Source organism: Serratia sp. T13T92 (genome assembly GCF_047530105.1).
GTDB lineage: Bacteria > Pseudomonadota > Gammaproteobacteria > Enterobacterales > Enterobacteriaceae > Chania > Chania fonticola.
Genome location: NZ_JBLJAK010000001.1, coordinates 247,544 through 261,515 on the forward strand (window position 1 = coordinate 247,544; position 13,972 = coordinate 261,515).

Sequence of the window (13,972 nt, forward strand, 5' to 3'; positions counted from 1 at the left end):
CGATATCTGGCCCTTTATTTTTACCCATAAACAGCATCGCGGATCTGCACGGGATATAAACCGCTCATACCCTCAATTGCGGTGTTGGTCAGCGCTACCACGCTCAACTGCGCGACCGGATCGTAAAACCAGCTGTGCCCATATACGCCGCCCCACTGCATAGTGCCATTATTCTGCGGCGTTGCTGCCAATGCGGCATCCACCAGCACCGCGCCACCAAAACCAAAGCCCCAACCCGGCCCCTGAATTTCTGCCTGCGCTCCTACATGGGGTTGTCGCATCAATGCGGCGGTTTCTGGCTGCAAAACTCCGTCGCTACCATTACGCAGCGTCTCCACCAGGCGCAGCATATCGTCAGCGTCGCCAACCATTCCCGCGCCAGCCGAAGGATAAGCGTGGTGGTCAAGCGCTCGCGAAGGCGCAAACTCTACGTCAAAACCAAACTCCTCAGGAAGCCTCAGCAGAAAGCCGTCATACATCGCTGCCGGTTGCGGTTCAGTATTGTAATAGGCCGTAGCCAGCTTATCGGCGTTCAACGCATAAAAACCGGTATTCCCCAGCCCTAGCGGTTGACCAGCCCAGCGCTCGAATAGCTGTGGCAAAGGCACACCAGCCACCTGCTCTAGCACCGCACCCAATACGTCAATGGCCAGTGAATAGCTGAATTCGCTCCCCGGCTCTGTCTGCAATGGTGCCTGCGACAACCGACGCAGATTTTGCTCCAGCGTTAACGAGGACATCTCCAGGCCATCGTGGATCCCTAACCGCTGATAGATCCCGCCCTCTGGTTGCTTGAAACGGTAGTCCAGCCCGGCGGTGTGGGTTAACAGGTGGCGAATAGCGATCGCTGGCCGACGTCCATCGGGCAACGCCGGAGTAAACCACGGTAGCCAACGGCTCACGGCATCATCCAGACTCAGCAATTGCTGTTCTATCATGCGCATCGCTACCAGCGTGATGTAGGGTTTAGAGACCGAAGATAGCCTGAATTGGCTGTTACGCTGCATGGGTTGCCGCTGCTCGCGATCGGCATAGCCGCTGGCACCGGCGTAAATCACCGCCCCCTGTTGAGCCACCAGCACCACGCTACCTACGATCCGCCCTTCGGCGATCGCCTGCTGATTAACTGCCTCTATCCGTTGTGTCAATGCCTGAGCCATAACTGTGATCCTCTTAAGGTAATCAGGCCAGTCTACGGTTTCGATCATTAAATAAAATAGGCTAAAATTTAATGAATCATTAAGTTGGAATTATTAATAGATGAGCTCACTGCTGCAATTACTGCCATTTTTCGACGCCGTTGCCAAATTGGGCAGCTTTACCCAGGCGGCCAATCATCTGGGCGTCACACCGCCTGCGGTTTCACAAAATATCCGCGCGCTAGAGGCCCTTTTGGGAGTACGCCTGTTCAACCGCACCAGCCGTTCAGTCAGGCTAAGCGATGAAGGGCTGGCATTTTATGAAAAAATCGCCCCCGCGATGGGCCAGATTGAGATCGCGGCAGAAAATGCCAGCAGCCAACGTGGTGAACCAAGCGGATTATTACGTATTACCTTGCCGCAGTTGGCCGCGTCGATGCTGGTCATGCCCTATCTGCCGGAGTTCCATGCGCGCTATCCTGAGCTTAAGCTGGAGATGTTTACCGACGACCGTTTTGCCGATCTGGTGCTGGATAATTTTGATGCGGGCATCCGCATGCAGCGCATGTTGCAAAAAGACATGGTGGCCGTCCCTATCGACAATGGCCAACAACATGTGATCGTGGCTTCTCCGGGCTATCTGGCACAACACGGTCAGCCCGAAACGCCGCAGGAGTTACAGCAGCATGACTGCATGCGCTACCGCTTTCCCGGCAGTGGCAAACTGGAACCCTGGTATTTCAGCAACGGTACTGAGCATTTGACGCTGGAGGTCAACGAGCGGCTGATCTTCAATGAAAACCAGCTGCTTAAAGACGCGGCGATAGCGGGATTAGGACTCACCCAACGCTTTCGGGCTGCCGTACACCAAGAGTTGCAGAGCGGGCAACTGCAAGAGGTTCTGCAGGACTTTAGCAACGTCGCGCCGGGGTTCTTTATCTACTTTCCGGCGGGCCGCCATATGCCGCTCAAGCTGCGCGCCTTTATCGATTTTATGCGGGAAAAACGCGAGCAGCAGATCAAGCCGATCCGCGCTTGAGCCTCTGGGTATTGAAGGCCTGGGAGGGATCTTTCACTTTTTGCTTTCAGCGTGGCATCAGAATGCGATTCACTCATGGCATTGCTGATTAAGTATCCAGGCAGAAATTGCACTTAGGGAACCCGGCGAGTAAGCCTGTTGTCCGGCCAGCAGAAATCCCCCTTGCTTCCACCAAGGCCACTGAGAGGATAGCTGGTAGTCAAACCATTCGCTCCGTAATAGCCCATGGGTAGCATCAGCGACCCGTCTGATGCAGCGAGGTGTTTTGGCCGGTAGTTCTTCGCTCCAGACAGCAATCGTTTCGTGAGGATCGACATTCCGATCGTCCGCCCCCATCAGGATCATTACCGGCGTTTGCATCGCTGAAATAGCTTTCCTTGCATCGGCCTGTGAGTTTCGACGCTCAAAGTCCTCCCGGGTACAACGAGAAATACAGGGAGATGCGGCTGCTTCCTGCGTAAACTGCCTGTCAAAAGCGGTGGCTTCTCGTGCTTGCGCCTTCACGATATTTTCAGCTGACAGGCCCTCAGATTGCAGACGTTGCCCCGTATAATAAATCCCCTGAGCTCGCCAATTTATCGCCGCCCCCACCAGAATAACAAAGTCGGCTTTTACCTGTTGGCTGGCCTTTGGCACGACCCAACCCGCCTGAGAAAAGCCAAGAAAGCCTATATCGCTGTGGTTAAACTCCGGTTCCTGTTTCAGTTTTCTCAGAGCAGATGCCGCTTCATCTGCACGATCTGACAGGGTTTGTGCCAGCCAGTTACCACTGCTTGCCCCAACGCCGGGTTTATCCCATGAATAAACCGCGATCCCCTGGGCAACCAGGAAATTCACCAACGGAATATAGCCGCCTTCAGACCAACGGTCTTGAGCGCCATCGCCATGAACCAGCACGATAAGCGGTGGGGATATCTTCCCAGGTGGGAGGATTAATGTGCCTTCCAGAATGTCCTGATGATGCTCAAAGCTGATAGTTCGTTGGTGCGCATCATCGGGAAGTTCAAATTCAGATAACCGAATCAGCGAAAAAACGACCAGGAAGCTCACCATGCAGAAACCAAATATCCCATATCTGTTCATAGCTGCTCCCAAATTAAATCTCATATCGTGTCGGTTATATCAAAATTTCGCTTTAATTTAATCAAGCATCAGAGCAAGGCTGTTTAGAGACACCTGAGAATTTATAATACTGGGACAACAGCAAGATTGGAGATATAGCTGCGGATCAGGCCGATCCGCGCTTGATCAGCTCTGGGGACAGGATCACATTCTGCGGTGCTAATGAATCATCGCCAATACGTTGTAACAACCGCAGAGCAGCACTGCGTCCAACTTCTCGAGCCGAGCTGGAGATAAAGGTCAGCGGGGGTTCGGTCAGTTCGGCCTCCGGCACATCGCCAAAACCGATCAGCGCCACCTGTTGACCATAAAAACTGTCCATCCCTTCCGAGCCAATACTACGGCCACTGCGCACGATACCAAAATAGGCACCCAACGCCACCGAGGCCTTATGGCACACCAACGCACTGATATTGGGATACTGACGCAACAGGTTTTCGGCAGCTTCAGCGGCAGCCCGTTGATGACAATCGCATTCGACGATCCACTCTGAGCGGAATGGCAGGCCGTATTGCACCAGAGTGGCACAGAATCCCCCCAGGCGTTCGGCGCGGGTGAGTGAATCGCTTTGTCCACCAAGGTAAGCGATCTGGCTATGACCCCGTTTGATCAGAAATTCGGTGGCCATTTTTGCGGCCTGCATATTATCGGGCCGCACCACGTCTACACCTTCCAGCCCATTGGAGCGCGCGGCACACACCAGCGGCACCCCTTGAGCTTCGGCTTTCTCTTTCAACCCTTTCGCGGTACGTACCCCACCCGCCAGCACCATGCCGTCGACGCCGTGCTCCAGAAGCATATCAAAACAGCGCATCAGCCCTTTACCTTCGCGCCCGCTTTGGGTCAAAAACAGCACTTTGCCATTGGCTTCCAGTACCTCACTCACCCCGGCGGTCATCTCGGCATAAAACGGTTCGCAGATATCACGCAGGATCAGCCCTACCACCCCCGATTCGCCACCGCGCAGCGTCGCGGCCTGACGGTTGCGAACATAGCCAAGCTGCTCGATCGCCTGATTCACACGGGTCATGGTGGTGGGAGAAATACGCCCTTTGCCGCTCAGCACCAGGGAAACGGTGGTCACGGATACGCCTGCCAACTGCGCGACGTCAGTGATAGTGATCTTTTTGATGGTAATAACCTCTGCAATGCCCTATCAGGGCGAGTTTCACCCTGATAGCAAATGGTATACCGAATCTCTCAATGCAGTAAAACGATTTACCCACATAAGTATTGTCACCGCAAAGCACCGTTCATAATTGTGATTAGGGACGCATTTTTACTAGGTAAAACGTTTTATCTTATTTTTACCTAATCGGGTACACACAACATTGCATGCTTTTTCGCCAGGAGTCGTCGGTTATGCCAGCGTCTAAAAAACAAAAAATTACGCTTTGGGAGTTTTTCCAAAGCCTGGGCAAGACATTTATGCTGCCCGTTGCACTGCTTTCATTCTGCGGCATCATGCTGGGGATCGGTAGCTCACTAAGCAGCCGTGACGTGATCACCTTGCTGCCTTTCATTGGTCATCCGGCTTTCCAACTGCTGTTCACCTGGATGAGCAAGATCGGTTCCTTTGCTTTCAGCTTCCTGCCGGTGATGTTCGCCATTGCCATTCCTTTGGGCATGGCGCGTGAGAACAAAGGCGTGGCCGCCTTCTCTGGTTTTGTCGGCTTTGCCGTGCTGAACCTGGCGACCAACTTCTACCTGACCACGTCAGGCGTACTGCCTACCGTCGATCCACTGGTGCTGAAAGCCAATAACATCCAGAACATCCTGGGCATTCAGTCTATCGATACCGGTATCCTCGGTGCGGTGATCGTCGGGATCATCGTTTATCTGCTGCACGAGCGTTTCAACACCATCCGCCTGCCGGATGCGCTGGCGTTCTTCGGCGGTACCCGCTTCGTCCCAATCGTCACTACCGTGGTACTGGGCCTGTGCGGCCTGATTATCCCGCTGATCTGGCCTTGGTTCGCTGCCGGTATTAACGGGTTGGGCCGTATGATTAACGGCGCTGGCATGTTTGGGCCGATGATTTTCGGCTCCGGCGAACGTCTGTTGCTGCCGTTCGGGCTGCACCATATTCTGGTGGCACTGATCCGCTTTACTGAAGCGGGTGGTACGCTGGACGTCTGCGGCCGTGAAGTCAGCGGTGCCTTGACCATCTTCCAGGCGCAGCTCTCTTGCCCAACCACCCACGGCTTTGCCGAAAGCGCTACCCGCTTCCTCTCCCAGGGTAAAATGCCTGCCTTCCTCGGCGGCCTGCCGGGTGCAGCGTTAGCCATGTACCACTGTGCCAAACCGGAGAACCGTCACAAGATCAAAGGGCTGCTGATTTCCGGTGTCGTGGCTTGTGTCGTCGGCGGTACCACCGAACCAATCGAATTCCTGTTCCTGTTTGTGGCTCCGTTCCTGTACCTGATCCACGCGATCCTGACCGGTCTGGGCTTCACCGTGATGGCCTTACTGGGCGTCACTATCGGTAACACCGACGGCAACATTATCGATTTCGTGGTGTTTGGCATCCTGCACGGCACCGCAACCAAGTGGTACCTGGTGCCGTTGGTGGCCGCCATCTGGTTCGTTGCCTACTATGCGATCTTCCGCTTCGCCATCCAGCGCTGGAACATTAAAACGCCGGGCCGTGAGACGGAAACCACCGCGACACAGAGCGCCCCTGTCGGTGCCGTGGGTAAATCCGGCTATAACGTGCCAGCTATCCTGGCGGCGTTGGGCGGTAAAGAGAATATCGTTTCGCTGGATAACTGCATTACCCGCCTGCGTATGTCGGTTAACGATATGAGCAAGGTGGATGACGCGGTGCTGAAAGCCAACCGGGCTATTGGCGTGGTGCACCTTAATGACCATAACCTGCAAGTGGTCATTGGCCCGCAGGTGCAATCGGTGAAAGATGAGTTAGAATCACTGATGGCCAACGCATAACCTTCCCCCCGGGCGCAGCCTGCTGCGCCCTTGTTCGGAGTTTCACATGTTTGATTTTTCTACCCCGGTAGATCGTCACGGTACCTGGTGCACCCAGTGGGACTACATCGCCGACCGGTTTGGTACCGCAGATCTGCTGCCTTTCACCATCTCCGATATGGATTTCGCCACCGCCCCCTGCATTCTTGAAGCCCTGCAACAGCGCCTGCAACACGGCGTGTTGGGCTATAGCCGCTGGCAGCATGAAGACTTTCTTGGTGCGGTACGGCATTGGTATCAACAGCGCTTCAATGCCCCCATCGATACGACCAAGGCGGTCTATGGCCCTTCGGTGATTTACATGGTGGCGCAGCTGGTGCGTATCTGGTCGGCTCCGGGAGAATATGTGGTCACCCATACGCCAGCCTATGATGCGTTCTATAAGGTGATCCTGGGTAATCAACGCCAGGTGTTACCTTGCCCGCTACACAAAGTGGATAACGATTGGCAATGCGATATGGCGCATCTGGAAGCCCTGCTAGCACGGCCGCAAACCAAGATCCTGCTGTTATGCAGCCCGCAGAACCCCACCGGCAAGGTGTGGACACAGCAGGAACTGGAGCAGATGGCAGAGCTGTGCGAACGCCATGACGTGAAGGTGATCAGCGATGAGATCCATATGGATATGGTTTGGGGGGAACATCGTCATACGCCATGGAGCCAGGTGGCCACCACCCCGTGGGCATTGCTGACTTCCGGCTCTAAAACCTTCAACATTCCGGCGCTCACCGGGGCCTATGGCATTATCAGCGATGATAGTGCGCGGGATAGCTATGTTCAGGCGCTGAAAAGCCGCGATGGATTATCCTCTCCGGCGGTGCTGGCGGTTGCAGCCCATATTGCCGCCTATCGCCACGGCGAGCCTTGGCTAGACGCACTGCGCGACTACCTGCAAGATAACCTGACCTACGTTGCAGAACGGCTCAATCAGGCGTTGCCACAGCTAAACTGGCAGCCACCGCAGGCCACCTATCTGGCGTGGATCGATATACGCCCGTTAGGCATTGACGACCGCGAATTGCAGCAGGTGCTGATCGAACGTGAGAAAGTCGCCATCATGCCTGGCTTTACCTATGGCGAAGAGGGCCGTGGTTTCCTGCGCTTGAACGTCGGCTGCCCACGCAGCAAGGTTGAGGCCGGGATGGATAAGCTGATCGCCGCGTTGCAATTTGTCCTGGATGCAAAATAAGTTATATCGCCAGGGGCGTAGTGCCCCTGGTTTTTCATTGAGTGCCAACTCCCCTCAGCATTGTCATGCTACCCGTTAAAACCAGAACCATTGCGATTGACCTGATTTCATCGACTAATGACCTGAAAGCATGCCTCTGCTTACCCGCCTTATACATCTTCCTCTTATCCTGAAGTGCGAACTTACGATTTAATGTGACTACAATCACTTTTTTATGCAACTCAATAGCTATTTTCATTCGTTTGTTTTTATACTGATCTGCACTTTACCTATACAAAAATAATGAGTGCCGCCATGATTGACTCCCGCTTGCCCCTTACCGATATTCACCGTCACCTGGACGGTAACATCCGCGCGCAAACCATTCTTGAACTGGGCAGCCAGTTCAATCTAGCCCTGCCTGCCAACGAGCTGGCTGCCCTGCTTCCCCATGTGCAAATCACCCAGACTGAACCCGATCTGATGAGCTTTTTACAAAAGCTGGACTGGGGCGTAGCGGTGCTGGGCGATCTGGATGCCTGCCGTCGCGTGGCCTATGAAAACGTGGAAGATGCAGCAAACGCTGGATTGCACTACGCCGAACTGCGTTTCTCCCCATACTACATGGCGATGAAGCACCAGTTACCGGTGGCTGGCGTGGTGGAAGCGGTGATTGATGGCATTCGCTCTGGTTGCAGCGACCGCGATATTGACGTGCGCCTGATTGGCATCATGAGCCGTACTTTCGGCGAAGCGGCCTGCCTGCAAGAGCTAGACGCTTTGCTGGCCCACCGCGACGGCATTACCGCGTTGGATCTGGCCGGTGATGAGCTGGGCTTCCCTGGCAGCCTGTTCCTCAGCCATTTCAACCGTGCTCGTGACGCAGGCCTGCGCATTACCGTTCATGCCGGTGAAGCCGCTGGCCCAGAAAGCATCTGGCAGGCGATCCGTGAGTTGGGTGCAGAGCGCATCGGACACGGGGTTAAAGCGGTAGAAGATCCGGCACTGATGGATTACCTGGCGCAGCATGCCATCGGCATTGAATCGTGCCTGACCTCGAATATACAAACCAGCACTGTAGCTTCGTTGGCACAACATCCGCTGGCCACCTTCCTGCGCCATGGCGTGGTGGCCTCAATCAATACCGACGATCCGGCCGTGCAAGGCATTGAGATTGAGCACGAATATCGCGTAGCGGCTCCACAGGCGGGATTAACGCCGCAGGAAATCCGCACCGCGCAGGAAAACGGCCTGAAGATGGCCTTCCTCAGCGAGCAGGAAAAACAGGCGTTACGCGCGAAAGTACTTGGCTAATCCCCTGTTGCAGACTCAGCGGCCTTGCCCGTTGGGTCTGCTCTCAGGACCTTGCCCTGGCGGTTCTGGATATTTTCATCTCATAACGTAAAACTCAGTAAACCTGAATTTTCACTCTAAAAGTATCAGACTATAGCCCCAGAATAAAATGTGTTATGGTTGATTTTTGAACTCATCATTTGTCCTCAACAGCATAAACGTCAGAAACGAAAGTTATAAATGGTGTGCATATGGACTTGTACAGATATACGGAAAACTTATCGCTATTTATTGATATTGCCAGAAATGGTTCATTTTCTTCTGTTGCACGCAGGCACGGGGTGAACCCATCCTCGATCATGCGCAAAATAAACAGGCTTGAAGATGTGATGAGGATAAAGTTATTTATCCGTTCTCCCCGTGGACTGATGCTTACCGATGCCGGAGAGGCCTTATATCTTCGATCAATAAAAATCCTTGATGCTCTCAGTGATATGTATAGTGAAATAGGCTCAATGAACACAGGGCTAAAAGGAATTTTACGTGTTAGCTGTTTGCCCACCTTCGCCAAACTTCATATATTCCCATGGCTGTCTGAGTTCAAGAAAAATTTCCCTGATATTGATCTTGCGCTGGATTTGACGGAACGGTTGGCCAATCCATCGATCGAACGACTTGATGCCGTCATCAGAATTGGTCCCCTAAAAGATAGCGCACTGTATGCCACTCATATTGCGGACCAGTATTGGATAGCATGTGCAAGCCCGTTTTATCTGCAGAACCATGGTCATCCAAGCGGGCTTGATGAACTTGAAGGGCATCATCTGCTAGATAAATTTCAGGATCCCTATTCGATATGTTGGCGGAGAGTGATCTATCAGGATCCAGAGAGGAAGCACCATATCTATTTACGCTGCAATGATTTTGACGCACTGCGCATTTCGGCTGTCCATGGATTAGGTATTGCATTCCTGCCTAACTGGGTGGTCGGTACTGATATTAACGCAGGGCGACTCGTGAAAGTCTTTGATGATCCTCAACAGCAGACTCAGGAAATCCACCTCTTACGTGCCGAACCAAAAGTTTCCCCTAGGTTGACAGTGTTTCTTCAGGCGCTATATAAACACCTGGCCAACGAATTGGGGAAACCTTAGGAATAATTCTCATATTATAACGAAGGGGGAGACGGTCGCCGGAACAAAGACAGCATCCCTTTGAAGTTGAAGAATATGACGATCAGGGAGGTGATAACGCCAAGCAACGCAATGCCAAACCATCCAAATCGCAGGCTTAGCTCTGCACCTATGCGTGTGCCTAAGGCTCCGCCGAGAAAATAGCAAAACATAAAGACAGTATTGAGCCTACTGCGGGCGGTTTCCGACAGTGCCAGAGCACGTAACTGATTGCCAACTAGGCCTGCCCGTCCTCCAACATCTAGAAAAATGACGCTGATGATGAGTGCGGTCAAGTAGTGTCCTGACATTGCCAGCAGTAAAAAACCGACTATAGCGCAGAGGCTGCCTAATATAACAATCGCCTGTGGAGTATACCTGTCCGCCAAATTACCGATAATCGGCGTCATCAGGATCCCTGCGATTCCTGCAAAACCGAAAGCACCAACAATATCACTACCGAAATGATAGGGAGGACGAGACAGAAGCAAAGCCAGGGCCCCCCATAATGCACTGAAAGAACCAAACATTAACGCTCCAGAAAGACAGGCTTTGCGTAACTCGCTCTCTTGCCGGAAATAGGCTAAAAGCGATACGATTAACTGTCGGTAAGGCATCGGATTTTTTGATGGGCAGTTATGAGGCAGTAAACGATAGATTATCACTATCATTATCACATTGATGGCTGCTGCCACGATGTACATGACACGCCATCCCCAATGCTCACCAATAGTCCCGGAAAGGATACGAGCAAACAGCACTCCGGCCATCAGTCCACTCATCACTATTCCGACAGCCCGTCCCCGTTGTTCCTGGGGCGCCAACAAAGTCGCCATAGGAATAATTATTTGTGCACCCACTGCGGTCATACCAATGGCGACATTACTTATCAGCAGTTGTGCAATATCTTGAGCCATAGCGGCGAACAGTGAAGCAACAGCATTAATCCCCAACAAAATGCCCAGCAGCCTTCGCCGCACAACGCGATCGCCCAAGGGGACAAAAAAGACCAATCCTGCGGCATAAGATAACTGAACAACCATCGCAATTGAGCCTACCGTCTTGGCATCAGCGCTGAATTCCCTGGAAAACAACTCCAGCAACGGTTGGTTATAATAAATATTCGCCACAGACAGCGCGCACAAACAGGCTAACGAAAAGTAAACCCTCGTTTCTATCATAGTAAATTCACCATTATCATTAACTGCTTCAGTCGAATTAAAATGAGGCCAAAATAGTAAATACCCTGCCTTCATTTTATTTACTGATGACAATAGTGGAATACCATTAAATCAGATAATGGCTTTGCAGGTATCGCAAAGCTCATGCAAGAAAATAAGAGATTTATCCAAAGTTTACAATCCGTTTGCCAGTTGGAGATGGCACCGATCCGATATCAACCAGTGCCACCTCCCCCGACCGGACAATCCCGTTTAGCCCACAACCCACGGCAGGTCAGGGCTGATACGGCAGCACCACCCGGTGGCTCTCCTCGATCAAGGCCACAATCTCGGTACGTGGCCCCTCCAACCAGGCTTGGCTGCGGTAGAAGGCCTGCAATACCTGTTCCATTTCCGCCATGCCGTCAAACCGCCGCATCAGGTAGTAGGCATCAGGATCGTGTAGCGAGACACCGTGCTCCAGCACGGTGATCCCTGCGGCATTATGCAGCGGCACGCTATCATGCTGCATGAGGTGGTGAAAACGCTTGCCACTGCCCGCTTGTAAACGATATTGCAAAATCTCGACTACCTTGCTCATGCTACGTCCTTGTCTTTTATTTAGTTACGGCAACTTCGCGTTGCTGTGCTGTTTTACGCGCATAGCGCTGTGCCAGTACTGCACATACCATCAACTGTACCTGATGGAAAATCATCAAGGGTAATACCATAGCCCCAACGGCAGCGGCCGGAAATAGCACGTTAGCCATCGGAATGCCGTTGGCCAGGCTCTTTTTCGAACCACAAAACACGATAGTGATCTCATCGGCGGTATCAAAGCCCAGCCAACGTGCAGCATAGGTGTTGATAATCAGTACCACCGCCAACAGCACCAGCGACATCACCAGGATCGTCAGCAGCGACCAGCCGTCAATGGTGTGCCAAATCCCCTCAACCACCGCCGCGCTGAACGCGGTATAGACCACCAGCAGGATCGAGGAACGGTCGGTGAGGTTAATCAGTTTGCGATGGCGATCGATCCATTTGCCAATCAGCGGGCGTGCCAGATGGCCAATAACAAACGGCACCATCAGTTGCAGAATAATCGAGCCGATGGCATGCAACACATCAGTATTGCCTCCTTGCGTATGCATCAATGCCCCCACCAGCAGCGGAGACAGGAATACCCCAAGAATGCTGGATGCCGAAGCGCTGCAGATCGCCGCCGCCACGTTCCCTCCAGCTGCGGAGGTGAAAGCGATTGCCGATTGCACCGTGGCAGGCAGAGCACACAGATAGAGGAACCCCAGATAAACGGTGGGCGTCATTAAGCCCGGCACCAGCAGGTTCATCGACAACCCTAGCAGCGGGAAGAGCGCAAAGGTACTGAGAAACACCACCAGGTGCAGCTTCCAGTGGCTCATTCCGGCAACGATCGCCTCACGGGAGAGTTTCGCCCCATGCATGAAGAACAACAGGGCTATTGCGGCGGTGGTTAAATGTTCGAAGAAGGTCTGCCAAATCCCTTCACAGGGCAACAATGAGGCCAACAGCACCACCATCAGCAGTACCAGTAAAAACTTGTCGATACGTAGACGTTGTAACCAGGACATCCTGCAAAATTCCTTGCTATTAATGCGTAAAAAAGGGTTCAGAAGCGCTCTGAACCCTACTGTTATTATTGATATTAGCTGACCGATAGCGCTTTTTGCTGTTTGGCTGACTCAATGCCCAGCTCGATCATTTCCATGACCTGTATCGCCTCGCTGGCCGGAACCGGGTTGGTACCGACACCGGAAATTGCGTCGCGAATGGCGGCGTAATAGGCTGGGTAATTGCCCGGAATGGTCAACAGCGGCTGTTCCGCCACCATACCGTCACATGACAACGTCACCACTCCGTCGCGCATATCGTAACCCCAGTCGGCCTGCGGCAAACGCTCACCGGCTTTCAGGCGGTCTTCCTGAGGATCCAGACCATACTTGATAAAGCTGCCCTGTGTACCGTGCACAATGTAACGGGCGGTTTCTGCCGCTGCCAGTACCGTGCCATGCAGCACCACACGCCGATGGCCGTAATTAAGCACCGCATGGAAGTAATCTACCGATTGTGAACCCGGACGTAGCTCGCCGAGATCGACAAACAGCGTTTGTGGCTTGCCAAACAGCTGCAACGCCTGGTCGATCAGATGCGGCCCCAGATCGTACCAAATACCGCTGCCAGCCCCACCTTGCTCACGCCAGCGCTGGCGGACTTCCGGGCGGAAACGATCGAAATGGGATTCAAAATAGACCACTTCTCCTAAAGCGCCGTCTTTCAGCAAAGCTTTTAAGGTGAGGAAATCGCTGTCCCAGCGGCGGTTGTGAAACACCGAAAGCAGTTGTCCACTCTGCTCTGCCTGCTGTTGTAGCTGCTGCGCCTGTGACAGTGTCACGGTAAACGGTTTATCCACCACCACATGCTTGCCCGCCGCCATCGCCTGTTGTGCCAATGGGAAGTGGGTATCGTTCGGTGTTGGAATGACAATCAGGTCAATCGAGGGATCGTTAAACAGCGCCTGCGGGTCGCTGACCACCGTCATCATCGGCCAGTCGGCGTGGACTTTACCGGCGTCGCTGCTGGAAACAGCGGCCAACTCCATGCCAGGGGTTCCCGCGATCAGCGGAGCATGAAAGGTCTTGCTGGCGTAACCATAGCCCACCAGGCCAACGCGGATTGTTTCAGACATCTTGTTTCCTCATACAGGGCGATATACGCATCAATTCCAGGCGGTTGAATTGCTACGTCCGTGTAAGTTGGAGTGAGAAACCCGCTCCTGAGTGTTGCCGCGAGAAAAAGATGAAGTAGCGATTGATTCGATTTGACACCATGATGCGGGCTGGAACAAGAGCTAA

Annotated in this window: 12 protein-coding genes; 5 read left to right on the plus strand and 7 right to left on the minus strand. The window is 53.2% G+C overall.

What is annotated here, in order from left to right; genetic code table 11:
* Nucleotides 1-20: 20 nt before the first annotated feature.
* Nucleotides 21-1,160, minus strand: a complete 1,140-nt coding sequence (locus ACMV5I_RS01050) for a serine hydrolase domain-containing protein (protein WP_414823464.1) — start codon at nucleotides 1,158-1,160, stop codon at nucleotides 21-23.
* Nucleotides 1,161-1,260: 100 nt separating this feature from the next.
* On the opposite strand from ACMV5I_RS01050, the gene ACMV5I_RS01055 reads away from it, so the two are divergent.
* The gene (locus tag ACMV5I_RS01055; protein ID WP_284121589.1) at nucleotides 1,261-2,178 is read left to right on the plus strand and encodes a LysR family transcriptional regulator; all 918 of its coding nucleotides are present in this window, start codon (nucleotides 1,261-1,263) and stop codon (nucleotides 2,176-2,178) included.
* A gap of 69 nt (nucleotides 2,179-2,247) precedes the next feature.
* Here ACMV5I_RS01055 and ACMV5I_RS01060 read toward each other — a convergent pair whose 3' ends face one another.
* Complete coding sequence (locus ACMV5I_RS01060; protein WP_414823465.1) at nucleotides 2,248-3,285, minus strand: alpha/beta hydrolase family protein; 1,038 nt, start codon at nucleotides 3,283-3,285, stop codon at nucleotides 2,248-2,250.
* Between the two features lie 121 nt (nucleotides 3,286-3,406).
* Nucleotides 3,407-4,438 carry a Mal regulon transcriptional regulator MalI gene (locus ACMV5I_RS01065; protein ID WP_046808213.1) on the minus strand — a complete coding sequence of 344 codons (1,032 nt, stop codon included), beginning with the start codon at nucleotides 4,436-4,438 and terminating at the stop codon, nucleotides 3,407-3,409.
* 224 nt (nucleotides 4,439-4,662) lie between these two features.
* Here ACMV5I_RS01065 and malX point away from each other — a divergent pair, with 224 nt between their 5' ends.
* From malX to ACMV5I_RS01085, 4 genes are all read left to right on the plus strand, one after another.
* Entirely contained in the window at nucleotides 4,663-6,246 is a 1,584-nt protein-coding gene (malX, locus tag ACMV5I_RS01070) for a maltose/glucose-specific PTS transporter subunit IIBC (RefSeq protein WP_029711750.1), read from the plus strand.
* A 46-nt stretch (nucleotides 6,247-6,292) separates the two neighbouring features.
* Complete coding sequence (locus tag ACMV5I_RS01075; RefSeq protein ID WP_021178043.1) at nucleotides 6,293-7,474, plus strand: MalY/PatB family protein; 1,182 nt, start codon at nucleotides 6,293-6,295, stop codon at nucleotides 7,472-7,474.
* A gap of 294 nt (nucleotides 7,475-7,768) precedes the next feature.
* Complete coding sequence (gene add, locus ACMV5I_RS01080; RefSeq protein WP_414823466.1) at nucleotides 7,769-8,767, plus strand: adenosine deaminase; 999 nt, start codon at nucleotides 7,769-7,771, stop codon at nucleotides 8,765-8,767.
* Nucleotides 8,768-8,997: 230 nt separating this feature from the next.
* Nucleotides 8,998-9,900: a LysR family transcriptional regulator gene (locus tag ACMV5I_RS01085; RefSeq protein ID WP_202673134.1), complete on the plus strand. Its 903-nt coding sequence runs from the start codon at nucleotides 8,998-9,000 to the stop codon at nucleotides 9,898-9,900.
* 14 nt (nucleotides 9,901-9,914) lie between these two features.
* Here the strand turns inward: ACMV5I_RS01085 and ACMV5I_RS01090 are convergent, their stop codons facing one another.
* The 4 genes from ACMV5I_RS01090 to ACMV5I_RS01105 form a co-directional block, all read right to left on the minus strand.
* On the minus strand, nucleotides 9,915-11,192 hold the full coding sequence (locus ACMV5I_RS01090) for an MFS transporter (protein ID WP_414823467.1): 1,278 nt from the start codon (nucleotides 11,190-11,192) through the stop codon (nucleotides 9,915-9,917).
* A gap of 181 nt (nucleotides 11,193-11,373) precedes the next feature.
* On the minus strand, nucleotides 11,374-11,679 hold the full coding sequence (locus ACMV5I_RS01095; RefSeq protein ID WP_414823468.1) for an NIPSNAP family protein: 306 nt from the start codon (nucleotides 11,677-11,679) through the stop codon (nucleotides 11,374-11,376).
* Between the two features lie 16 nt (nucleotides 11,680-11,695).
* Nucleotides 11,696-12,691 carry a bile acid:sodium symporter family protein gene (locus ACMV5I_RS01100; protein ID WP_059200737.1) on the minus strand — a complete coding sequence of 332 codons (996 nt, stop codon included), beginning with the start codon at nucleotides 12,689-12,691 and terminating at the stop codon, nucleotides 11,696-11,698.
* Between the two features lie 74 nt (nucleotides 12,692-12,765).
* Complete coding sequence (locus tag ACMV5I_RS01105) at nucleotides 12,766-13,806, minus strand: oxidoreductase (protein ID WP_414823469.1); 1,041 nt, start codon at nucleotides 13,804-13,806, stop codon at nucleotides 12,766-12,768.
* Nucleotides 13,807-13,972 lie beyond the last annotated feature (166 nt).